The organism is Caballeronia sp. RCC_10 (genome assembly GCF_041360715.1).
GTDB classification, from domain to species: Bacteria; Pseudomonadota; Gammaproteobacteria; order Burkholderiales; family Burkholderiaceae; genus Caballeronia; species Caballeronia grimmiae.
Genome location: NZ_JBFUPT010000008.1, coordinates 58,665 through 80,503, shown reverse-complemented (window position 1 = coordinate 80,503; position 21,839 = coordinate 58,665). Strand labels below are relative to the sequence as shown.

Genomic DNA, 21,839 nt, shown 5'->3' with positions numbered 1-21,839 from the left:
GGCGTTGGAATCGAGTGCGCGAGTACGCGCTGCGTGTTGGCGCTTCGCTTCATTGTGCGCGAGCCGGCGTCGCATCGACAAGCGCCGCCGCCGCATGCCGGACATACGCGCGGCGCCGAACCCTCAATGCGCCTCTTCCCAGTTGTTGCCGACGCCCACTTCCGCGACGAGCGGCACCTTCAGTTCAGCGACGCCGCACATGAGTTCGGGCAGACGCTTCCTCACGTCCGGCAGTTCTTCTTCCGGCACTTCGAGAACGAGTTCGTCGTGGACCTGCATGATCATCTTCGTGCGCATGCCCGTGCTTTCGATCCAGTCCTGCACCGCGATCATCGACATCTTGATGAGGTCGGCGGCGGTGCCCTGCATCGGCGCATTGATGGCCGCGCGTTCGGCGGCCTGACGGCGCGGGCCGCTGCCGCCGTTGATCTCGGGCAGCCACAGACGCCGTCCGAACACGGTTTCGACGAAGCCGTTCATTTTGGCGGTCGTGCGTGTCGTGTCCATGTAAGCGGCGACGCCCGGATATCGCGCGAAATAGCGGTCGATATAGAGCTTGGCCGCATCGCGCGTAATGCCGAGATTCGATGACAGCCCGAACGAGCTCATGCCGTAAATCAGGCCGAAGTTGATGACTTTCGCGATGCGTCGCTGATCGTTGTCGACTTCGAGCGGCGTCACGCTGAACACTTCGGACGCTGTCGCGCGATGCACGTCCTCGCCCTGTCTGAACGCGCGCATCAGCGATTCATCGCCGGAGATATGCGCCATGATGCGCAACTCGATTTGCGAGTAATCGGCGGAGACGATCTTGCAGCCCGGAGGCGCGATGAACGCCTCGCGAATGCGCCGCCCTTCGCCGGTCCGTACCGGAATGTTTTGCAAGTTCGGTTCGTTCGACGACAGCCGCCCCGTCACCGCGACGGCCTGCGCATAGTTCGTGTGCACGCGTCCCGTCGATGCGTTGACCATGCGCGGCAGCTTGTCCGTATAGGTCGATTTCAGCTTCGACAGCGCGCGATGTTCGAGCAGCACCTTTGGCAGCGGATAGTCTTCGGCAAGCTTTTGGAGCACCTCTTCGTCGGTGGAAGGCGCGCCGCTCGGCGTCTTCTTCACGACGGGCAACTCCAGCTTTTCGAAGAAGATCTGCCCGATCTGCTTGGGCGATCCGAGATTGAATTCGCCGCCCGCGAGTTCGTACGCCTGCGCCTGCAATTCGATGAGCCGCTTGGCGATCTCGTTGCTTTGCGCATCCAGCTTCTCGCGGTCGATCAGCACGCCATTGCGTTCGATCTTGCGCAGCACGCGCGATGTCGGCATTTCGATGTCGCGATATACGCGCAACAAGCCCTCTTCTTCGGCGACCTGAGGATACAGCGCCTGATGCAGACGCAAGGTGACGTCCGCGTCTTCGGCGGCGTATTCGGCGGCCTTGTCGAGCGCCACTTCGTCGAAGCCGATCTGCGATGCGCCCTTGCCCGCGACGTCCTCGTACTTGACGGTCTTCACGCCGAGATGCCGCAGCGCGAGGTTGTCCATGTCATGCGGACGATGCGATTCCAGCACGTACGATTGCAGCAGCGTGTCATGCTCGACGCCGCGCAAGTCGATGCCGTAATTCGCGAGCACCTGTTCGTCGTACTTCAGATGCTGTCCGACCTTCTTCTTCGATGCATCCTCGAGCCAGGGCTTGAGCTTCGCGAGCACTTCATCGCGCGGCAGTTGCACGGGCGCATCCGGCCCGCGATGCGCGACCGGAATATACGCGGCATGCCCCGCTTCGACCGCCACCGAGATGCCGACGATCTGCGCGACCATCGGATCGAGCGACGTGGTTTCGGTATCGAACGATGTGATCTCCGCGCCCTCGATGCGCGCGAGCCACGCATCGAACTGTTCCCACGTCTGCACGGTCTCGTAGTGATGAACGATCTCGGTGACTTCGGCGGGCGGCGTGTCGGTCGGGCCTTCCACTGCATCCGCGATTTCGATCTCGCGCAGCCAGGTCTTGAAGCCGTGACGCAGGAAGACATCGCGCAGTTCGTCGCGCGCTTCGGGACGGCTCGGCAGCGTCTCTTCGATCGACGCAATTTGCGAAGCGAGGTCGCATTCCGTGTGCACGGTGACGAGCTTTCTGGCCATCGGCAGGAAGTCGAGAGCCTTGCGCAGATTGTCTCCTACCGCACCTTTGATCTCACTGGCGTGTGCGACGATGCCATCGAGCGTTTCGTATGCCGTGAGCCATTTGAGCGCGGTCTTGGGGCCGCACTTTTCGACGCCGGGCACGTTGTCGACGGTATCGCCGATGAGCGACAAATAGTCGACGATGCGCTCCGGAGGCACGCCGAACTTGTTCACGACGCCCGCGCGATCGAGCGTTTCGTTGGTCATCGTATTGATGAGGGTGACATGATCCGTCACGAGTTGAGCCAGATCCTTGTCGCCCGTCGACACGATCACTTTCATGCCGCGCTTCTCGGCCTGAACGGCGAGCGTGCCGATGACGTCGTCGGCTTCGACGCCTTCGATCATGACGAGCGGCCAGCCGAGCGCACGCACTGCGACGTGGATAGGCTCGATTTGCTTCGAGAGGTCGTCGGGCATGGAAGGACGGTTGGCCTTGTAGTCGGCGTACCAGTCGTCGCGGAAGGTCTTGCCCTTTGCATCGAAGACGCACGCGCTATACTCTGCATTGATTTCGCGCCTCAGGCGCCGCAGCATGTTCACCATTCCATACAGCGCGCCGGTGGGACCGCCGTCGGGACCACGCAGGTCTGGCATCGCGTGGTAAGCCCGGTACAAGTAGCTAGAACCGTCGACCAATAGCAGGGTCTTACCTTCAAGACTGAGTTCTTCAGGCATTATGAACAAGAGAAAAGTGATTCCGAGTCTGCGATCGCTCGCAGATCAAGAGCGCGCGACGGCCAAGAAGGCTCGCGCGTCGTGGCAGATGTTCACGATTATGGCAGAGTTTATCGAGGCGACCGAGTACCTCTCGGAGATCCGCCCTGCCATCAGTATCTATGGTTCGGCGCGTTTGAAACCGGAGTCGCCGTACTATCAGCGCACCATCGAAATTGCTCAAAAGTTCTCCGATGCAGGCTTCGCGGTCATCTCCGGCGGCGGCCCCGGCATCATGGAAGCGGCCAACAAGGGCGCGCACGCGGGCAAGTCGCCGTCGGTTGGCCTGAACATCGAATTGCCGCACGAGCAGTCGGGCAATCAGTGGCAGGACATCTCGCTGCGCTTCCGTCACTTCTTCACGCGCAAGGTCACGTTCGTCAAGAACTCGGATGCGGTCGTCGTGATGCCCGGCGGTTTCGGCACGCTCGATGAACTGGCCGAAGTGCTCACGCTGATTCAGACGAAGAAGTCGCGTCACGTGCCGATCGTGCTGGTTGGCGCGGAGTTCTGGGCGGGGCTTCTGGACTGGTTCAAGAACACGCTGCTCACCAATGGCGTGATCAGCGAGAAAGATCTGGATTTGATGCAGGTCATAGACGATCCCGATCAGGTGCTGGATGCGGTGCTGCGGTTCTATGAAGATCGCGAGGAAGCGGTCGAGGCGCCGGCTGAAGGCAAGTCGGACGAGGATCGAATGTTTTATCTGTGAGGCTGTAGACCCACTTCGGGAAGGACCGCGCGGTCCTTCCCTTCCCCGCCCTCATCTCTCCCGGCAGAACCTTGCCGCGGCTTGACAGATTTCCATAAAGCCTAGTGGTCCGAACGGTATGCTCTCGCGCGCGCCGGCTGCTTAAGCCCGCGCGCCGGCGCCGCATCGGATGCGGATACGGGAGCGCACGCGCTGCAGTCCCGCGTCCATTCCACCGCTCCCATCGATAATCCCGGTTCTTCGAGAGGGCGCCTGATTGAAGAGCCGCCGTCATTGCCCGAGTGGCAAGCCTGGATCAAGCATGAACAAAGCGTTGAATCGAACACTAGGTGTGGCCGTCGCGGCGGCAATCGCCGTCTCGCTGCTCGCCAGTTGCGAGAAGGGAACGAGTCCGCTGGCTAACTCGTCGTCCAACCCTGCGCAGGACCAAAAGGTGGCTCTTCTGAAAGATATCTCGGGAGTCTGGAACTCGACGGCGGGGCTGACAACGATTCAATACGCCGACAGCCGCCTGCAGATCGTCCAGGGCGACACGCCTTTGGCGGTTACGCTGGGCGACGTCGACCCCGACGCGGAAACGGTGAACGTCAACACCGTGGTCGACCGCAAGGAAGAGATCCTCACGCTTCGCAAGAAGTGGAACGCGGACCACACGGCCTACAACCTGACGATGACAGGCGGCGACGGCCAGCAAGCTACGCTCGGCTTTGTCCGCCGCATCAGCAACGACGATCTGAACCGAATCAGCAGGCTGAGCGTCGCGCGCGCGCCGGCCGCGCCGCCGAGTCAACCCATCCAGGCGGCGCCGGTCGCCGCGGCTTGGAACGACCGCGGCGTCATCGATATGTGGCTCGGTGGCATCGACATGAATCTGCGTTCTTGTCCCGGCTCGACGTGCGCGGCGCTTATGATCGTTCCGAAGGATTCGAAGCTGAGCGCCGATACCTCGACGATTCGCAACGTCACCGAAGCATCCGGTACGAACACGCCGTGGGTTCGTGTCACCTATGAAGGCGCATACTGCACGCCGGCAGAACTGGATCAACAGACCGGCTGCACACCTTCGCATGGCACCGAAGCGCCGGTGACGGGATGGATGAACTACACGCGGCTGCTCACCGCGCCGCGTCCGCAGGAATAAGAAGCTCGAGGCCGCGAGCCACGCGGCCTTGCCTGCCCCGCTCCTACTGAAACGCCACCTCCGCAAAGCTCCTCAACTTCCGCGAGTGCAGTTTCGACAACCCGTTCATCCGCAGCAGTTCCATCGCCTTCACGCCGATCTGCAAATGCTGGTCGACCTGCGCACGATAGAACTGATCCGCCATCCCCGGCAGCTTGAGTTCGCCATGCAGCGGCTTATCCGACACGCACAACAACGTTCCGTATGGCACGCGGAAGCGGAAGCCGTTCGCGGCAATCGTCGCGCTTTCCATATCGAGCGCAATCGCGCGGCTTTGCGACAGCCGCTGCACCGGCTCGCGATGTTCGCGCAACTCCCAGTTGCGGTTATCGACGCTCGCGACCGTGCCCGTCCGCATCACGCGCTTGAGTTCCACGCCTTCCAGCTGCGTGACTTGCGCCACCGCTTTCTCCAGCGCCACCTGCACTTCCGCGAGCGCCGGGATCGGCACCCAGAGCGGCAGGTCCGCATCGAGCACATGATCCTCGCGCACATAGCCGTGTGCGAGCACGTAGTCGCCGAGACGCTGCGTGTTGCGCAGGCCCGCGCAGTGACCGAGCATGATCCACGCATGCGGACGCAGCACCGCGATGTGATCCGTGATCGTCTTCGCGTTCGACGGCCCGACGCCGATGTTCACCATCGTGATGCCGCTGCCGTCGGCGCGCTTCAGGTGATACGCCGGCATCTGCGGCAGGCGCGCCAGCGGAGCGCCCTCCTCTGGCTGCGCGTCGAGGTTCGCGTTGTGCGTGACGACATCGCCCGGCTCGACGAACGACGAATACTCGCTGCGATACGCCCGCGTCTCTTCATCGTCGGCGCGCGACATCATCGTGCGGCCGAGCTTCACGAACTCGTCGATATAGAACTGGTAGTTCGTGTACAGCACGTAGTTCTGAAAATGCGTCGGTGAAGTCGCCGTGTAATGGCGCAGCCGATGCAGCGAGAAATCCACGCGCGCCGCCGTGAAAAGCGCAAGCGGATGCGGCTCGCCCGCCGCCGGCTCGTACGTGCCGTTGACGATGCGATCATCGAGCAATGCGAGATCGGGCGTATCGAAGACATTGCGCATCGCGAGCAGGCGATCACGGTCGAGATCGCCCTCGAGATGAATGCCCTCGGCGAATGCGAAGTGAATCGGAATAGGCTGCGCCGACACGCCCACTTCGATGCCCACGTGATGATTCTTCGCGAGGAGCCGCAATTGCTCGCGATAGTAATCGCCGAAGAGATCGGGGCGCGTGAGCGTCGTCTCGAAGATGCCCGGCCCGGCGACGAAGCCGTACGAGCGCCGCGAATCGATCTGCGAGTTCAGCTCGGTCCGCACGCGCACGAACGGATAGCACGCGCGCACGCGATGCGTGAACTGCTCGTTGCGCCGATACCGCGCGAAGGCGTCGCGCAGAAAGGCGGTGTTCGCTTCGTAGATCGCGGACAGGCGCGTGACGGCGGCGGCCGGATCGTCGAAGGATTCGGTCGGGAAGTCGTTTGCGGGCGTGCCCTGAGTGCTCTGAGTGCGGTCGTTTGTCATGGTCTTGTGCGTGTCTTTGTGCCCTCGTGATAAATCACATTAACACGGAAGAAAGTGAGAACCATGAAGCCCCTCATCGCGTGGGTGCCTCCGCCTGCATCTTTTTTTGTGCAATGCCGCCAGCCGCAAAAGCGGCGCAGAATAAGGCAATGCTTCGCTTGCGTTAGGGTTTGCTAGAATCCGCCATCGCCTGGAGAACTCCCATGAAGCCCCTTCTTTCTGCCGCCGCGGCAGTCCTCGCCGCCGCAAGCGTTGGCGTTTTCGCGCAACCCGTGCCCAACGCCACACAATCGGCAGCGGACCCGGCAGCACAACCGGCCAAGCAACAAGCCATGTCGCCGGAAGAAGCCGCAGGCCTTCCGGATCTCAAGGCCATCAATCGCCCGCCCGCCAACGTCAGCTCGAAGGTGGAAATCTCGCCGCCGCGCAAGCCGAGCTTCCATGAACTCAGCTCGAACGGCACGGAGATCACCGAGTATCGCGACAAGGGCAAGCCCGTCGAAATCAACGTCCAGTCGAATTTCGGCACGCGTTATCAGATGAGCGCGCCTGCGGATACGTCGCCGCAAGTGCGCGACAACGGCAAGGCGAGCACGCGCCTGCCATCCGTCAATCTGCGCTATTGACGCCAGTAAGATAGTCCCAAGCCCGCTCGTCAGCAGCGGGCTCCTTCATTCGGCCCGCTCGGGCCATCCACCAGACCGACGTATTCTGCATGGCCGTATTCACCCCCGTCACTGACGCCGAACTCGGCGACTGGCTGCAACACTACGATCTCGGCGATGTCGTCGAATTTCGCGGCATTCACTCGGGCATCGAGAACAGCAATTTCTTTCTCACGACGACGCACGGCCAGTACGTGCTGACGATCTTCGAAAAACTCACCGCGACGCAGCTGCCGTTCTATCTCGATCTGATGCGGCATTTCGCGTCGCATCGCGTGCCGGTGCCCGATCCGATGCCGCGCCGCGACGGTTCGCTCTTCGGCATGCTGAAGGGGAAGCCGGCGGCCATCGTCACGAAGCTCGAAGGCGCGCCGGAACTGGCGCCGACGCCCGCGCACTGCATCGAAGTCGGGCAGATGCTCGCGCGCATGCATCTCGCGGGCCGTGACTTCGCGCGGCATCAGCCGAATCTGCGCAGCCTGTCGTGGTGGCAGGAAAACGTGCCGGCCATCGCCAGTTTTCTGAGCGACAGCCAGCGCGAACTCATCGAAACCGAACTCGCGCATCAGGCGGCGTTCTTCGCCTCGGCGGATTACGCCACGCTGCCCGAAGGCCCGTGCCATTGCGATCTGTTCCGCGACAACGTCCTGTTCGCGCACGGCCGCGAGCACGCGCGCCTCGGCGGCTTCTTCGACTTTTACTTCGCAGGCGTCGACAAGTGGCTCTTCGATGTCGCCGTCACCGTGAACGATTGGTGCATCGACCTGGAAACGGGCGCGCTCGATCCCGCTCGCGTCGATGCCCTGCTGCGCGCGTATCAGACCGTGCGTCCGTTCACGCCGGCCGAAGACCGTCACTGGAACGACATGCTGCGTGCTGGCGCAATGCGCTTCTGGGTCTCGCGGCTGTACGACTTCCATCGCCCGCGCGAGGCGGAGTTGCTGAAACCGCACGATCCCGGTCATTTCGAACGCATTCTGCGCGAGCGAATCCATGCCGCTTCTTCTCACGCCCAACGGTAACCCGGCAACTCATCCATGCGACTGATCGAAGTTCCCGCCAAAACCGGCTATGTATGGTTCCGCCAGGGCATCTGGCTGTTCCGCCGCAACCCGTTCGCGTTCCTCACGCTGTTCTTCGCGTATCTGTTCGTGATGACGCTGATCTCGCGCGTGCCGCTCATCGGCCCGTTGCTGCCGTTGCTGTTCATTCCGGGCATCGCGGTGGGTTTCATGTCGGCATGCCGCAATACCATCGCGGGCAAGCCCGTGTGGCCGACCATTCTCGTCGATGGCTTTCGCTCGTACGGCAATGCGGTTGCGCGCCGGCTGCTGGCGCTCGGGGTGCTGTATATCATCGCGATGGGCGTGATCTTCGGCGTCTCGGCGCTCGTCGACGGCGGCACGCTGCTCAACCTGATGATGGGCAACGGCCCTTCCGGCGATCCCGAGACCGTCGCTGCGAGCTTCAATCCGCTGGCCGTGCTGGTCGCGATGGCGTGTTATCTGCCCATCGCGATGCTGTTCTGGTTCGCGCCGATTCTCATCGCGTGGCACGAGGTGCCGACGGCGAAGGCGCTGTTCTTCAGCCTCGTTTCGTGCTGGCGCAATCGCGGCGCCTTCGTTCTATACGGCGTGTTGTGGATCGCGGTTGCGCTGGCAGTGTCGTTCGGGCTGACCGCGCTGATGCAGGCGATCGGCGTCGGCCAGGAAATGGCGTTCGCGGTGCTGATGCCGGCATCCATCCTCGTTACGACGGCGCTTTATTGTTCCTTCTACGCGACGTATCGCGGATGCTTCGGCGTTCAGTCGCCCGATACGCCCGACCTGCCGAATGCGTCGGATGTGTCCGGCGCGTAAGCTGAATCGCTCGCACAAATGAAAAATGCCGGCTTTGACAGCCGGCATTTTCACATCCACCGCGAACGATGAAGCGATAAAACTTAGTTCGACATCCACGACGGATGACGCGCCGCTGCGCGCTGGTCGAGCTTCTTCATGCGATATTCGAGATCGTAAATGTCAGTCGCTTCGGCGAGGTACTCGTCGTCGCGCTCGCGATCGCGCTGGTCAGCGGACTTGGTCAGAAAAAGGAAAAAGCGGGAAAGCAGGAACATGGTTGGCCTCGCTGGAATACTGGGGTAACTACCTATGAAAGCGATTATAGGGTAATCCCTGATGCGACGCCAGCTTTTTACGCTAGAACACTGATACTAAAGATCATTTAGCAACAGTCGAAACAATGCGCCGCCGCTTACGCGACGAACGCAGCCTGCGCCGCTTCTTTGGAACGGCGCTGGTGCTTGAAGAATTCCCACATCAGGGCAGCCGAATCCCGCCCTTTCGATGAGTGGAACGCGACGGTGTCGTCGCCGCCGGCCCACGAATGGCCGAGCCCGCGAACGATCGACGTCTTCACCACGCGCCGGCCGTTCTTGAAGTAATCGCGCACGACGCCGTCTTCCTGCGTTTCCTCGCGGACATCGCCTGCGCGGCGATTGCCCGCGGCATCGATGAAACCGTTCAGCCGCAAGAACTGCTTAGTGAGCTGATCCGCATTCGCCGACGTGACGACCGAATCGAGCTCGCCGTGGACGATGACCGCGGGCATGCCCGGGTAGTCGCGCACATCGACGGCTGCGTCGATCAAGGCGACCGGATCGGAGCGGCTGCCGCGCCGCATGACGTCCATCGCGCCGATGGCCGACGTCGCTTCGCCGAACACGACGCCCGAATGAAGCCCGACGGCGGCGAACAGCTGCGGATAGCGCACCGCCAGCATTGCGGAAAGCCCCGCTCCTGCCGACATGCCCGCCAGATAGACTCGCTCGGCATCGAAATCGTGCTTCGCGATGACCGCGTTGATGAGCGAGACGATCGACGCCGCTTCGCCGCCGCCCGCGCCGCTCGAATCGTCGTACCAGTGCCAGCAGCGATGCGGATGCTCGTGCTTCGACTGTTCCGGGTAAAGCACCGCGAAGCCGTACTTGTCGGCGAGCAGGTTCATGCGCGTGCCTTGCGCGAATTCGTCGGCGGTCTGCTGGCAGCCGTGAAGCATCACGACGAGCGGCAGCCGGCCGAGCGTGGCTTTCGGCGGCATGTACAGCGCGTACGACAGGTGATTGACGAACCGCCCGGCTGTAGGCGGCGCGGAATGATACGAGCGATCCCACTTGCCTCGCGCCCACGCCGACGCACGCGGCCGCACCCGAGACTCGCGCACTTCGGGGCGCGCCAGAGTACGGGGCGAGACGGCGGTTTTCGTCGCTGTGCCGGGCTTGATCTTCGATTTAACGGTTTTCGCGCGCACCGGCTTTGTCGCGGCGCGCGGCTTTGAAAGGGGTTTCAGGTCCACTTGGCCAGCGACCAGGCGTCTCAAGCCGCGCAACCAGACTTTGGTAAGGCTTTTCGACATTCGGCTGGGCTCTCCACAAACGTTGATTCGATTAGTGCGCGACAAACAGACGCGCATCTTGCTGCATTGCACAATAGCACCAAATTCGTTTTCTAGCTGAACGCGCTCAGTGCGCGCAAACAAATTTTGACCGCACTTATCATACGATGCCCGCTTTACGCAGAGGATGAGCGCCATAAGCGGGTAACTCTTTCCGACAAATTCGGCCTGATCCGAACGGGTATACTCCTTGGCTTCGCACGCAATTAAGTGGTCCGTCTGCCGCAGTGCAGCAACACCCGTACCTCGCGAACACAATGAACCTCGATTTGCCCTTTTCAGTCTGGATGAGCATCACTGCCCTCGGCGGCATGGGCGTCATGCTGCCCGTCTCGCTCGCCGCCGCTGCGTGGCTGGCGCTCGGCTATCGCTGGAAATACACGGTGGAATGGATCGCGCTCTTCGGCCTCGGCAGCGCGCTCGTCGCGGTGAGCAAAATCGCGTTCATCGGATGGGGCATCGGAATCCGGCATGTGGACTTCACCGGCATCAGCGGGCACGCCTATATGGCGACGTCCGTCCTGCCCGTCGCGATATTCGTCGCGCTGTTGCCCACGCGCGAATCGATTCGGGTAGGCGGCGTGCTGATCGGCTTGCTGCTCGGCGTGGTGGTCAGCGGGTCGCGTGTCGTGGTGAACGCGCATTCGGTGTCGGAAGTAGTGGCCGGCTGCATGCTCGGCGCGGCGGTATCGCTCGCGTTCGTGCGCATCGCATGGCGCGCGGAGCCGGGCAAGCTCTCGCCGATGCCGGTAGCGGCGAGCCTGGCCGCCGTCGTCGTGGCGCTGCATGGCGTGCCCGTGCCGACGCAGCATTGGATCACCGAAATCGCGCTCGGATTGTCTGGCCATCCATACCCTTACGTGCGGGCGCTCTGGAAGTCGAAGAGCTATCACAAGCCGGATCGCCGGACCGACGTCCAGGTAATCCGCGATGGCCTGAGCTGACTATCGCGTTCCCGCGCGCTCAGTCGTCAGTCGTTCACGCCGATGATCACGCTCGACGCCTTCACCACCGCGACCGCTTTCTGACCCGGCGCGAGGCCGAGCGTGTCCGCGCTCTGATTCGTGATGATCGCGGTGACGGTCGTCGCGTCGTCGAGTGAAAGCGTCACTTCGGCGTTCACCGCGCCGCGCGTCACGCTCGCGACGGTCCCGCGCAACTGATTGCGCGCCGACAGCTTCGCCGGGGCGTCTTCCATCAGCATGACCCACGACGCCTTGATGAGCGCGAACGCATCGCTGCCTTCCGCGAGACCAAGCGTCTCCGTGCTCTCATGCGTGACGACCGCGACGATCGTCTGTCCGCCCGGCAATCCAAGCTCGATTTCGTCGTTGACCGCGCCGCGCGTGATCTTCGTGACCTTTCCCGCCAACTGATTGCGTGCACTCGTTCTCAATCCCAGTCTCCCGATCAGTCGCCAATCGTCCTCGAAGCCATCGATGGCTTCACCTACCCGCCTAAGAAACTTGCGATGCTCGCGCTCGACGGCCTGATACGTGTCGATGATCCGCAACGCCGATGCCGTCAGCTTCGTCCCGCCGCCGCCCCGGCCACCGGTCGCGCTGGCGACCAGCGGTTCGCCGGCCAGATTGTTCATCGTATCGATCGCGTCCCACGCCGCCTTGTAGCTCATGCCGACGGCTTTGGCCGCCGCGGTGATCGAACCGGTATCGCGGATGGCGGCCAGAAGCGCGATGCGCGCCGCGCCGCCGAGCGTCTCGCCGCCGCTTTTCAGCCACACTGAGCCGCCGAGTTCGAGCGAATCGCGCGGCGCAGGCGGGGTCGTCTTGGTCATCGATCGTGTCGTTGCTGGTCAGGAAGAGCGCGGCGATTATATCGACGTTCTCTTAGGCGCATTCATATGAAATAACAAAGGCTTACGCGTTCACGAAACCGACACGCGCACCAGCAAACATGGCCTTTTCCGCAATGTTCCAGGCTCGAGGACGCGCCATGAACCAGATCGTCTTTCCGAACACCCGCGCAGGCCGCACGCCGGGGCAACGACTCGCTTTTCTCGTGTTTCTGCTCACGATCGGGGCGGGCGCCGTCTACTGCGTCATGCATCTGCTGGAAGATCTGGCGCCGGTGCGCGAATCGTCCGCGTTCCCGTACATTCTGCTCGGCGTTGCGTTGCTCATCGCGCTCGGTTTTGAATTCGTCAACGGCTTCCACGATACCGCCAACGCCGTCGCGACGGTCATCTACACGCACTCGCTGACGCCCAACCTCGCGGTCGTGTGGTCCGGCGCGTGGAATTTCATCGGCGTGCTCGTGTCCAGTGGCGCGGTCGCGTTCGGCATTCTGCAATTGCTGCCGGTGGAACTGATCATCGGCGTCGGCAGTTCGCAGGGCTTCGCGATGGTCTTCGCGCTGCTGATCGCGGCGATCATCTGGAATCTCGGCACGTGGGCGCTCGGCCTGCCGTCTTCCAGTTCGCACACGCTGATCGGCTCGGTGATCGGCGTCGGCCTGATGAACCAGATGCTGCACGGGACCAATGGCACGTCGGGCGTCGACTGGAGCCAGGCGGTGTCGGTCGGCAAGTCGCTGCTGTTTTCGCCGATTATCGGCTTCGTCCTTGCCGGCTTTCTGCTCTATGTGCTGAAGCTCGTGGTGCGCGTGCCGGCGCTCTACAAGGAGCCGAAGCCGAACACGCCGCCGCCGTTCTGGATTCGCTGCCTGCTGATCCTGACGTGCACCGGCGTGTCGTTCGCGCACGGCTCCAACGACGGCCAGAAAGGCATGGGCCTCATCATGCTCATCCTGATCGGCACCGTGCCGACCGCGTACGCGCTCAACAAGGCCGTGACCTCGGGCGAAACGCAGACGTTCCTTGCGGTAAGCCACAGCGCATCGGAGGCATTGCAGCGTTATGCCGGCGACGCATCTCCCGGTGCGGATGCGCGTGCGCGCGTCGAACGCTACGTGCAAACCAAAACGCTCGCGCCGGACAGCGTCGCATCGCTGAAGGCGTTGATCGATTCCATCGATTCGCAGATCCGCCCCAGCGAGACCATCGCCGCCGTGCCGCAAGGCAATGTCCGCAACGTGCGCAACGAGATGTACATCGCGTCGGAAGCGTTGCGCTTGATGGGGAAGCAGAACGCGCCTGCCTTCGCGCCGAATGACCGCGCCGTGCTCGACAACTACAAGCATCAGCTCGATCACGCGACGAAGTTCATCCCGACGTGGGTGAAAGTCGCCGTGGCGGTCGCGCTGGGACTGGGAACGATGGTCGGCTGGAAGCGCATCGTGGTGACGGTCGGCGAGCGCATCGGCAGGACGCACCTCACCTATGGGCAAGGCGCATCGGCGGAGCTGGTCGCGATGGTTACCATCGGCGCTGCCGATGCCTACGGGCTGCCCGTGAGCACGACGCACGTGTTGTCGTCGGGCGTTGCCGGCACGATGGCCGCGAATGGCTCCGGCCTTCAATGGCGCACGGTGCGAAGTCTCGCGCTTGCGTGGGTGCTGACGCTGCCGGTCTCGATCGCGCTCGCCGGCCTGCTGTTCTGGCTCTTCCGCGGAGTATTTTGAAACCGACCCCAATGCTATTCTTTCAAGGCGCTCGATCAACTCTTTCCTTTTGACAATCGCCGAAGTTCGCGCCTTCGTCGCCGGGAGCGCGCCGCGCCTTGTTTAGTAAGGGTTTTGCGCCAATGGCACGGATGCTGCTCCTTGCTCCTTGTCGATCGCAACATCAAACGGCCGGCGGCATCGCGCCGCTCGCTCCGACGTGCGGCTGCCTGGGGGAGGCCACGTCGAGCCGGATGGTTGCGCGATCTTTTACAAGGAGAAGTCAAATGACAATCGGAACCATCCTGTTGATCGTGCTTATCTTGCTGCTGATCGGCGCCATTCCGTCGTGGCCGCACAGCCGTAGCTGGGGTTACGGACCGAGCGGTATTCTCGGCGTCGTGCTGGTCGTGGTGATTGTTCTGTTGCTGATGGGACGCCTATAAGGGCCCTGTCGCCGGCTCAAAGGAAAGGGGCGCTCGATGGAGCGCCCCTTTCTCGTTCTGGGTGTCGCGCCGGTTCCTCAGACGCGCATGACCTGTCCGTTCGGATCGATCTTGCGCGGTATGACCGGCTCAGTCTGCTTCGGCGAATTACCCTTGCGCGGCGACGCGGCGACCGGCTGATCGATGGAAGCCTTGTCGGCCACCTGCTTGACTGCCGTCGCGCTCTTGCGCTTCTTCTTTCCGGCCGTGCGCGATGCGCCATGCGCCTTGTTCTTGCCCTTCACAACGTGTACTTCGGGCGGATTCCAGACTTCCGTGTAATGCGTCGCCGCCGCTACTGGCGACGAACTCAACACGAAAGCGATCGTCAGGAATGCGAGTTTCAAGTCGTTTCGCTCCATCGATTTATGCCCCTGTTGCCTCTAATGATCCTGACGCGCGCTGCGCGAGAGGATGGCGTCGAGCGAGCGCTCGGACGTTTCGAGTTCGCGCAGTGCGTCGTCCAGGCGCTGCTGCGAACGCGCCACGGAGCGCGCGCCGTACTCCAGAGCCGGCTCGCCTCGAGTGGCGTCGAATGCCGCGTTCACCGCGCGTGTCGCGCGCATGAAACGTTCGAGCGCGGCGGCTTCGAGCGAATCGTTGCGGGAGATCATCGGCACACTCCTTGTTGCGGACAACTGTACGAATATACAGTAAGCTGACCCGCCGGCAAACAAACGCCGCCGCGCGTGGTGAAAATGCCGAAGCGCCCCTTGACCGGCGCATCCCAATGCATTGGAGCATGGAAGCGGCTTTTCGCCGCACTCGGCATTGCGTTACCGCCGATTAAGCGCGGCTTAATTATCCGCGGACACACTCGACTCGCCATCTGGCTCAACGGGGCCGTCAACGTGAGGAATGTGCCATGTCCAGCAACGCCGCCACGCGTTCATCCTTCTCCAATCTTGCCCGGGCGATGCGCAGCCATACCGCGCTGAAGCTGAGCCGATGCCGCTTGTCCGCGCCGATCGAGCCGCCCTGGGGTCAGCCGTACAGGACGGTCGAGTGGTCGTTGAAGAGCGATCCGCATCTGCAATGCTGCGTGGTGCCGGCCGATTGCACGCCGTCCGATATTGCCGACGCACTGCAATCCCACGTTCCCGGCCGCCGCTACACCCTGCCGGAAGACGAAGATTAACTCGCAGTCGTCGCGTGCAGGCGAAATATCGCTTGTATAAATCCATATATGGACTACCATGCGTTAAGAGTTCCTTTGGAGACTTAACGACATGCCTCACGCCGCACGCGCTGCCTCGGCGACGACCGAACATCCGGTCCCGCGCCCCACGCCGGATATCGGCGACTTGTCTGCGGCCGGCCTGCGCGCGTTCATCAACATCGCCCGCGACTGGGCCTTGTCAGCCGACGAGCAGATCAAGCTGCTCGGCTCGCCCGGCCGCTCGACGTACTTCAAATGGAAGAACACGCCCGAATCGGCGCGGCTGCCGCGTGACACGCTCGAACGCCTGTCGCTGATTCTCGGCATCTACAAGGCGCTGCAGATTCTGCTGCCCGAACCGCACGCCGCCGATACCTGGGTCAGGCGTCCCAACACCGCGCCGCCGTTCGGCGGCAAGCCGGCGCTCGATCGCATGCTGGCGGGCAATATCAGCGATCTCGTCGCCGTGCGCCAATATCTCGACGCGATGCGAGGCGGCTGGGCGTGAACGACAAGCAGGCTGAAATGAACTGGCGGGCGCGCTGGCCGCATGGCGAACTCGACTGGTCGCCGGCGTATCGGGTGATTCCGACGCGTTTTCCGGCGGTGAATCTGTTCGACCGCGTCGCGTCGCCGCAAGATTTCGACGCCCTCTACGCGCTCGAAGCAATGACCAACGACCGCCTGCGCACCGAGACCGGCGAACTCGATCTGGTGCCACCCGACGAACGCTGCTTCGGGCCGGGATGCGGGCCGATCATGGCCGCGTTTACGCATTTGAATCCGAGCGGCAGCCGCTTTTCCGACGGCAGCTACGGCGTGTTCTATTGTGCCCGCGAGCGGCGCACGGCCATCGCGGAGACGCGCTATCACGCCGGTCTCTTCCTCGCCGCGACGAAGGAAGCGCCGCTGCGCCAGCAGATGCGCCTGTACACGGTCGTCGCGCGGGGCGAGGTCGTCGATTTAACGGGCGATCGCATCGCGCAGGCGGGTCTCGATCCACGCCTTCTCGCGCCGGACGATTACGCGCCCGGCAAGGCGCTAGGACGCGCGATCCGGGCGGCGGGCGCACCGGGCATCGCGTATCCGTCGGTGCGTGATCCGCAGGGCGAATGCCTCGCTGCGCTACGCACGACGATGCTGCGCGACTGCCATCACGCCGCGTATCTCGAATACAACTGGAACGGCGAAACGATCGACTACGTGTTCGAGCTGAATCAGGTCGGCTAGGCGATCATCGGATCGCAACCGCCGTCGATGTCCGCGTGCGCGACAGCTTCTTCGTCGCCGGACGCGCGGCCTTCGGCGCGGTCTTGCGCGCGACGGTCTCGATCGCCTGGACCGCCGCATCCTTGGCGCTTCCCTTCAGCGCACCGGCGCGCGCCTTGCGGCTCGAATCGGCGAGCATGCCGGTCAGCCGCGTATCGCTTGCGGCTGCGCCCTTGCGGTTCTTGCGCGCCGCCTCGCGCGCCCTGCGCTTCGCCTCTTTTTCCAGAAAGATGACGAGCGCGGCTTCATCGGTCTTGAGTCCGTGACGGCGCGACGCAGGCAACGCTTCCGCGAGTTCGCCCGCTTCGAACGCCTCGATGACTGCGGGGTGCACATAGCATTTGCGGCAGACGGCCGGCGTATTGCGCAGCAGTTGCGACACTTCCTTGATCGTCCCGACGATATGCTTGCGCGCCTCCGTCACCGTCTCCCACTGGAGCTTGCGCAGCGCCGCGAGCGCGAACACGCTGCCCGCCCACGTCCGATAGTCCTTCGCCGTGAAATCCGCGCCGGTGATCTCGCGCAGATAGTCGTTGATGTCCGACGACGTCACGCCGTGGCGCGTGCCGTCCGCATCGAGGTACTGAAAGAGGTCCTGGCCCGGCAGGTCCATGCAGCGCTTCACGATTCGCGCGACGCGCGCATCGCTCACGGCGACGTCGTGTTCGATGCCGCTCTTGCCGCGAAACTTGAAGCGCAGCGTTCCCGCCGATACCTTCAGATGCCGCTTCCTCAAGGTCGTCAGCCCATACGAGCGGTTGTCCCGCGCGTATTCCTCGCTGCCGACGCGAATCAGCGTCGTATCGAGCAGCCGCACGACGGTGGCGAGCACCTTGTCGCGCGGCATGCCGTCGAGCGCGAGATCGCGTGTGACGCGCGCCCGCAGCTTCGGCAGCACCGCGCCGAACGCGAGCATGCGCTCGTATTTGTTCGCATCGCGGGTTTCGCGCCACTGCGGGTGATAGCGATATTGCTTGCGTCCGCGCGCATCACGTCCCGTGGCCTGCAAATGGCCGCGCGAGTCCGGGCAGATCCAGACATCGGTATAGGCGGGCGGGATCGCAAGCGCCTTGATGCGCCGGATGTCGGCCTCGTCCTCGATGCGATTGCCCTGCGTATTGAAGTAGACGAACTCCCCGTCGATCCATTCGCGGGTGTAGCCGCGCCGCGAGTCGTCGACGTATCGGAGGCCGGGTGGCAAGTCTTCGATGCAGGCCGCCGCGTTGTCGCTCTGCGCACCGCTCGCGCCGCCATTGCCGCTCGCGCTCCTAGCCCCGTTGCTTTCGATGGTCGCCACTGCCTGCCTCGCCTGTTTGCTTTCGATTCATGGCGAGGAATTGAGCAACGCCCGTGCCTCTAGGGCAACGCCAGCTCCCGCGCGCCCTCCGACGCGGCCCAGCGCTCCTTCACGGACCATCGTTCGTCGGTGCCGGCTTCGACGATCGTGAGCCGCCCTTCCGATGCGAACGCGCCGGTATCGATAAAAATCTGCGAGCCGATCTGCCTCACCGCGCGCATCGGCGTGTGGCCGCAGTACGTGGGCGAGAGACCGCGTTGCAGGCCGGGGTCCGCATTGCCGAGCGCAAGGCCGCGGCCCCATAGCATCTGGCTGCGCGTCTGGTCCGCGAACTCGGCCGCGTCGAGATCGGCGTCGCTGCCGAAGAATTCCGCGTGCAGCACGTTGAAGCGCCCCTCGCCTTCGCCGACAACGCGCACGAGCGGCAAGCGCGCAAGCCGCGTGGCGAGCGTCCTGAGTTGCTCGTCCGCCAGCGTTTCGGCCCATGATCCGCCGATGGCGTACCACGCCTGGCGGCGCATCGCTCCAGTTGCGACCGCGATGAGCGAATCCTCGTGATTGCCGAGCACCGGATAGAACCACGGCTTGTCGATCAACTCGATCGCGGCGAGCGAGTCCGTGCCGCGATCGATGAGATCGCCGACCGAGAACAGGCGATCGCGCGAGCCGTCGAAGCCGATCTCGCGCAACAGATAACGCAGCGCATCGACGCAGCCATGCAGATCGCCGACGACGAAATCGCGGCCGATCTCATTGGCTGGATGCCTGCAGACGACGGGATAAGTAGGATCATTCATGCGTCGAATCTTAGCGCCGGCTCAACGGCCGGTGTGCGTGCTGGGTCGCTTTTCGCTGCGTTTTGGGAGGCGAGCGGCGGCAGCGTTTCGAGATGGTCTCCGATCAGATTGTCGCCCGAAAGCAGGCGCTGCGGCCATCACATTACGTGCAGATGCGTCTGTAAGGCGCGTCAGTGATAATCGCTGACTGCCGCGTTTCCCCGTCGAGACGATGAATCTTCTTCCACCCGTGTTGCGTACCCGTCCCCGCGCCCTGATCGGCCTGGCGATCGGCTTTGGCGTCACCGTTCTCATTCCGGGGAACGTGCGGCCGATCGTGCGCGCGCTCATCGGCTGGGACTCGGCCGTGTGGCTGTATCTCGCGCTCATCTGGCTGCGGATGGCCACCACCCGGCAAAGCAACGTGCAGGCGCTCGCCGAGCGCGAGGATGAAAACGCCGCCGCCGTACTGATGATCGTGAGCCTCGCGGCGGTTGCGAGCCTCGTCGCGATCGTCGTGGAACTCGCGGCGGCGAAGAGTCACGGCGCGCATGCGTATCTGAACTATGCGTTGACCGGCGCGACGATGCTGGGCGCATGGTTTCTCATCCCGACGATGTTCACGCTGCATTACGCGCGGCATTACTATCGCTCGCCACCCGGCAACCCCGCGCTCAGGTTCCCCGACCGCCACCTCAAACCCGACTATTGGGATTTCCTGTACTTCTCGTTCACCATCGCGGTCGCCTCGCAGACATCCGACGTGGTGCTCTGCTCCCGGGACGCACGCCGCACGGCGCTCGCGCAATCGGTACTGTCGTTCTTCTTTAATCTGGCGGTCCTCGGATTGTCGGTGAACATTGCGGCCAGCATGGTCGGCGGGTAAGGCCAGCGCGCCGCGCGTAACGCGCCTTTCACATCACCTCGATACGCTTTTAACGTCCTGTGTAAAAACGCGACGCGTGCCGCTGTCAGTTTTACACGGGGCACGCGCATGCGCATTTGCGCTGTCGCGAGATGCGCGACAGCGGACCCTCGTCGAACATAAGTCCGAAATGATCGTGCGAGCGCGCACATACGGGACAGGGTCGTGGCATGCACATTGCTGCACTGCGCAAGCCAAAAAGAAATCACCCGATCAGCACCCGGAATGCGCGGCCCGGCTGGTCCTCGTCACCGATGTCGAGTGCACGAGCGCATGGCCATCGCCCCGCGTTTGCCCGCACAGGAGTCCACTTTGCCTTTGAACGTTCTGCTGGTCGCCTCCGAGGCCGTCCCGCTCGCCAAGACCGGCGGCCTCGGCGACATGGTCAGCGCATACGCCGCCGCCCTGCGCGCAGCCGGCGTCGACGCCACGATTCTCCTGCCCGCGTACCCCAAGGCCCTCGCCACGGCGGTGGACGTCAGCAAGGTCTGCACGCTTCACGATCTCCCCGGCGGCGATGCCTCGCTCTTGCGCGCGCGCATGCCCGATACCGGCGTGCCGGTGCTTTTGTTGCGCTGCGATGCACTGTATGCGCGCACCGGGCTTTATCAGGATGCACAGGGCCGCGATTATCCCGACAACGCAGTCCGCTTCGCGACGCTGTCGGCGGCCGCCGTGCGTGTCGCGCAGGGCGTGCGTGGCGTCAAGAAGCCGGATATCGTCCACGCGCACGACTGGCACAGCGGCCTGACGCCGCTCCTGATGAAGCACGCCGGTGTGCAGGCGAAGAGCGTCTTCACGATCCACAATCTGGCGTTCCAGGGCAACTACGCGCTGTCGCTCGGGCGCTCGCTCGGCGTGCCGGAGAAGTGGCTCGTGCATGCGTTGAGCGATCCGCAGAGCATCGAGTTCTACGGCGCACTGAGTCTGATGAAGGCGGGCATCGTTCATAGCGACCGCATCACGACCGTCAGCGAGACTTATGCGCGCGAAATTCTCACGCCGCGCTTCGGGCACCTGATGGAAGGCGTGCTGCAAAGCTGCGCGGACAAGCTGTCGGGCGTGGTGAACGGCATCGATGAAGACGCGTGGAATCCCGCCATCGATCCGCTGATCGAGCGGACTTATTCATTCGACGACATGCGCGGCAAGCACGCCTGCAAGCGCACGCTGCAGCGCATGTTCGGCCTGCCGGTCGACCCGTTCGCGCCACTCATGGCGATCGGCAGCCGCATGACCGGTCAGAAACTCGCCGATGTCGTGCTTCAGGCGCTTCCGCGCCTGCTGGAGAAGCATCCGCGCCTCCAACTCGCGGTCATCGGCCAGGGCGAGGCGTACATCGAGAAGGGATTCCGCAAGCTCGCGCAGGAGTGGCCGGATCGCGTCGGCGTGCATATCGGCTATAGCGAGCGCCGCGCACATGCACTGCACGCGGGCGCGGACATTCTTCTGCACGGCAGCCGCTTCGAGCCGTGCGGCCTGACCCAGCTTTACGCGATGCGCTACGGCACGCTGCCGGTTGCGTCGCGCGTGGGCGGACTGGCCGATACCATCGTCGATGCCGACGAAGCCGACATCGCCCCGCAGGAAACCGTGTATGTCCGCGACGGCACGCACGATGCGCCCATCGCGATGCAAGCCTCGTCGCGTGCGCCCACGGGCTTTCTGTTCGACGGCGAAACGCCCGACGACGTCGTCACCGCGGCGGGCCGCGCACTCGATGCGTACATGCGTCCGCCCGTCTGGCGCGCGATGCAGCGCAACGCGATGTCGTGCGATTTCGGCTGGGCCGAGGCGGTATCGAAGATGATCGCGCTGTATTCCGGCCTCACCGGCCTGCGCCCGAGCCGCACGGCCGTGCGCCTGCGCCGTCTGCCTGTCCGGGCCGACGTGCAGACACCCCTCACCGACCACGCGCACCGCAACGGCAAGCCGCTCGTCGCGAAGAGCGCGTAGCGTTTTGAACC

At 63.4% G+C, this 21,839-nt stretch carries 22 protein-coding genes; 13 read left to right on the top strand and 9 right to left on the bottom strand.

Going from position 1 to position 21,839, the window contains the following annotated elements; translation table 11 throughout:
* Nucleotides 1-123: 123 nt before the first annotated feature.
* Nucleotides 124-2,862: a DNA polymerase I gene (gene polA, locus AB6804_RS16240; protein WP_370887424.1), complete on the bottom strand. Its 2,739-nt coding sequence runs from the start codon at nucleotides 2,860-2,862 to the stop codon at nucleotides 124-126.
* 1 nt (nucleotide 2,863) lies between these two features.
* On the opposite strand from polA, the gene AB6804_RS16235 reads away from it, so the two are divergent.
* Both AB6804_RS16235 and AB6804_RS16230 read left to right on the top strand, forming a co-directional pair.
* On the top strand, nucleotides 2,864-3,613 hold the full coding sequence (locus AB6804_RS16235) for a TIGR00730 family Rossman fold protein (protein ID WP_370887291.1): 750 nt from the start codon (nucleotides 2,864-2,866) through the stop codon (nucleotides 3,611-3,613).
* A gap of 331 nt (nucleotides 3,614-3,944) precedes the next feature.
* Nucleotides 3,945-4,754 (top strand): hypothetical protein, encoded by an 810-nt coding sequence (locus tag AB6804_RS16230; protein WP_370887290.1) that lies wholly within the window; start codon nucleotides 3,945-3,947, stop codon nucleotides 4,752-4,754.
* 43 nt (nucleotides 4,755-4,797) lie between these two features.
* Here AB6804_RS16230 and AB6804_RS16225 read toward each other — a convergent pair whose 3' ends face one another.
* Nucleotides 4,798-6,324 (bottom strand): AMP nucleosidase, encoded by a 1,527-nt coding sequence (locus AB6804_RS16225; protein WP_035966058.1) that lies wholly within the window; start codon nucleotides 6,322-6,324, stop codon nucleotides 4,798-4,800.
* A gap of 203 nt (nucleotides 6,325-6,527) precedes the next feature.
* On the opposite strand from AB6804_RS16225, the gene AB6804_RS16220 reads away from it, so the two are divergent.
* The 3 genes from AB6804_RS16220 to AB6804_RS16210 all read left to right on the top strand — a co-directional run bounded on the left by AB6804_RS16220 (nucleotide 6,528) and on the right by AB6804_RS16210 (nucleotide 8,848).
* Nucleotides 6,528-6,950 (top strand): hypothetical protein, encoded by a 423-nt coding sequence (locus AB6804_RS16220; protein ID WP_035966059.1) that lies wholly within the window; start codon nucleotides 6,528-6,530, stop codon nucleotides 6,948-6,950.
* Nucleotides 6,951-7,039: 89 nt separating this feature from the next.
* A complete protein-coding gene (locus tag AB6804_RS16215) occupies nucleotides 7,040-8,011 on the top strand; it encodes a homoserine kinase (protein ID WP_370887289.1) in 972 nt (323 codons plus the stop codon).
* Between the two features lie 15 nt (nucleotides 8,012-8,026).
* Nucleotides 8,027-8,848 carry a BPSS1780 family membrane protein gene (locus tag AB6804_RS16210; RefSeq protein WP_370887288.1) on the top strand — a complete coding sequence of 274 codons (822 nt, stop codon included), beginning with the start codon at nucleotides 8,027-8,029 and terminating at the stop codon, nucleotides 8,846-8,848.
* Between the two features lie 83 nt (nucleotides 8,849-8,931).
* Here AB6804_RS16210 and AB6804_RS16205 read toward each other — a convergent pair whose 3' ends face one another.
* Both AB6804_RS16205 and AB6804_RS16200 read right to left on the bottom strand, forming a co-directional pair.
* Nucleotides 8,932-9,105, bottom strand: coding sequence for a DUF3563 family protein (locus AB6804_RS16205; protein ID WP_075583151.1), 174 nt, complete (start codon nucleotides 9,103-9,105; stop codon nucleotides 8,932-8,934).
* Between the two features lie 137 nt (nucleotides 9,106-9,242).
* On the bottom strand, nucleotides 9,243-10,403 hold the full coding sequence (locus tag AB6804_RS16200; RefSeq protein WP_370887287.1) for a PHB depolymerase family esterase: 1,161 nt from the start codon (nucleotides 10,401-10,403) through the stop codon (nucleotides 9,243-9,245).
* A 326-nt stretch (nucleotides 10,404-10,729) separates the two neighbouring features.
* Here AB6804_RS16200 and AB6804_RS16195 point away from each other — a divergent pair, with 326 nt between their 5' ends.
* Nucleotides 10,730-11,386: a phosphatase PAP2 family protein gene (locus AB6804_RS16195; RefSeq protein ID WP_370887286.1), complete on the top strand. Its 657-nt coding sequence runs from the start codon at nucleotides 10,730-10,732 to the stop codon at nucleotides 11,384-11,386.
* Nucleotides 11,387-11,412: 26 nt separating this feature from the next.
* On the opposite strand, the gene AB6804_RS16190 is transcribed toward AB6804_RS16195, so the two are convergent.
* Nucleotides 11,413-12,237, bottom strand: a complete 825-nt coding sequence (locus AB6804_RS16190; protein WP_370887285.1) for a TOBE domain-containing protein — start codon at nucleotides 12,235-12,237, stop codon at nucleotides 11,413-11,415.
* 158 nt (nucleotides 12,238-12,395) lie between these two features.
* Here AB6804_RS16190 and AB6804_RS16185 point away from each other — a divergent pair, with 158 nt between their 5' ends.
* Both AB6804_RS16185 and AB6804_RS16180 read left to right on the top strand, forming a co-directional pair.
* Nucleotides 12,396-13,982, top strand: coding sequence for an inorganic phosphate transporter (locus tag AB6804_RS16185; RefSeq protein ID WP_370887284.1), 1,587 nt, complete (start codon nucleotides 12,396-12,398; stop codon nucleotides 13,980-13,982).
* A 266-nt stretch (nucleotides 13,983-14,248) separates the two neighbouring features.
* Nucleotides 14,249-14,407, top strand: a complete 159-nt coding sequence (locus AB6804_RS16180; protein WP_035966072.1) for a DUF3309 family protein — start codon at nucleotides 14,249-14,251, stop codon at nucleotides 14,405-14,407.
* Between the two features lie 77 nt (nucleotides 14,408-14,484).
* On the opposite strand, the gene AB6804_RS16175 is transcribed toward AB6804_RS16180, so the two are convergent.
* Complete coding sequence (locus tag AB6804_RS16175; protein WP_370887283.1) at nucleotides 14,485-14,793, bottom strand: hypothetical protein; 309 nt, start codon at nucleotides 14,791-14,793, stop codon at nucleotides 14,485-14,487.
* A 36-nt stretch (nucleotides 14,794-14,829) separates the two neighbouring features.
* Nucleotides 14,830-15,060 carry a hypothetical protein gene (locus AB6804_RS16170; protein WP_035966075.1) on the bottom strand — a complete coding sequence of 77 codons (231 nt, stop codon included), beginning with the start codon at nucleotides 15,058-15,060 and terminating at the stop codon, nucleotides 14,830-14,832.
* Between the two features lie 251 nt (nucleotides 15,061-15,311).
* Between AB6804_RS16170 and AB6804_RS16165 the strand changes: the two genes are divergently transcribed.
* From AB6804_RS16165 to AB6804_RS16155, 3 genes are all read left to right on the top strand, one after another.
* A complete protein-coding gene (locus AB6804_RS16165; protein WP_370887282.1) occupies nucleotides 15,312-15,584 on the top strand; it encodes a DUF2866 domain-containing protein in 273 nt (90 codons plus the stop codon).
* A gap of 91 nt (nucleotides 15,585-15,675) precedes the next feature.
* Nucleotides 15,676-16,113, top strand: a complete 438-nt coding sequence (locus tag AB6804_RS16160) for an MbcA/ParS/Xre antitoxin family protein (RefSeq protein WP_035966077.1) — start codon at nucleotides 15,676-15,678, stop codon at nucleotides 16,111-16,113.
* Nucleotides 16,114-16,130: 17 nt separating this feature from the next.
* Complete coding sequence (locus tag AB6804_RS16155; RefSeq protein WP_370887423.1) at nucleotides 16,131-16,835, top strand: RES family NAD+ phosphorylase; 705 nt, start codon at nucleotides 16,131-16,133, stop codon at nucleotides 16,833-16,835.
* Between the two features lie 4 nt (nucleotides 16,836-16,839).
* Here AB6804_RS16155 and AB6804_RS16150 read toward each other — a convergent pair whose 3' ends face one another.
* Nucleotides 16,840-18,171, bottom strand: coding sequence for a DNA topoisomerase IB (locus tag AB6804_RS16150; RefSeq protein ID WP_370887281.1), 1,332 nt, complete (start codon nucleotides 18,169-18,171; stop codon nucleotides 16,840-16,842).
* Nucleotides 18,172-18,230: 59 nt separating this feature from the next.
* Entirely contained in the window at nucleotides 18,231-18,968 is a 738-nt protein-coding gene (locus AB6804_RS16145) for a metallophosphoesterase (protein ID WP_370887280.1), read from the bottom strand.
* Nucleotides 18,969-19,179: 211 nt separating this feature from the next.
* Here AB6804_RS16145 and AB6804_RS16140 point away from each other — a divergent pair, with 211 nt between their 5' ends.
* Both AB6804_RS16140 and glgA read left to right on the top strand, forming a co-directional pair.
* A complete protein-coding gene (locus tag AB6804_RS16140; RefSeq protein WP_370887279.1) occupies nucleotides 19,180-19,833 on the top strand; it encodes a DUF1345 domain-containing protein in 654 nt (217 codons plus the stop codon).
* 351 nt (nucleotides 19,834-20,184) lie between these two features.
* Nucleotides 20,185-21,828, top strand: a complete 1,644-nt coding sequence (glgA, locus tag AB6804_RS16135) for a glycogen synthase GlgA (protein ID WP_370887278.1) — start codon at nucleotides 20,185-20,187, stop codon at nucleotides 21,826-21,828.
* Nucleotides 21,829-21,839: the final 11 nt, after the last annotated feature.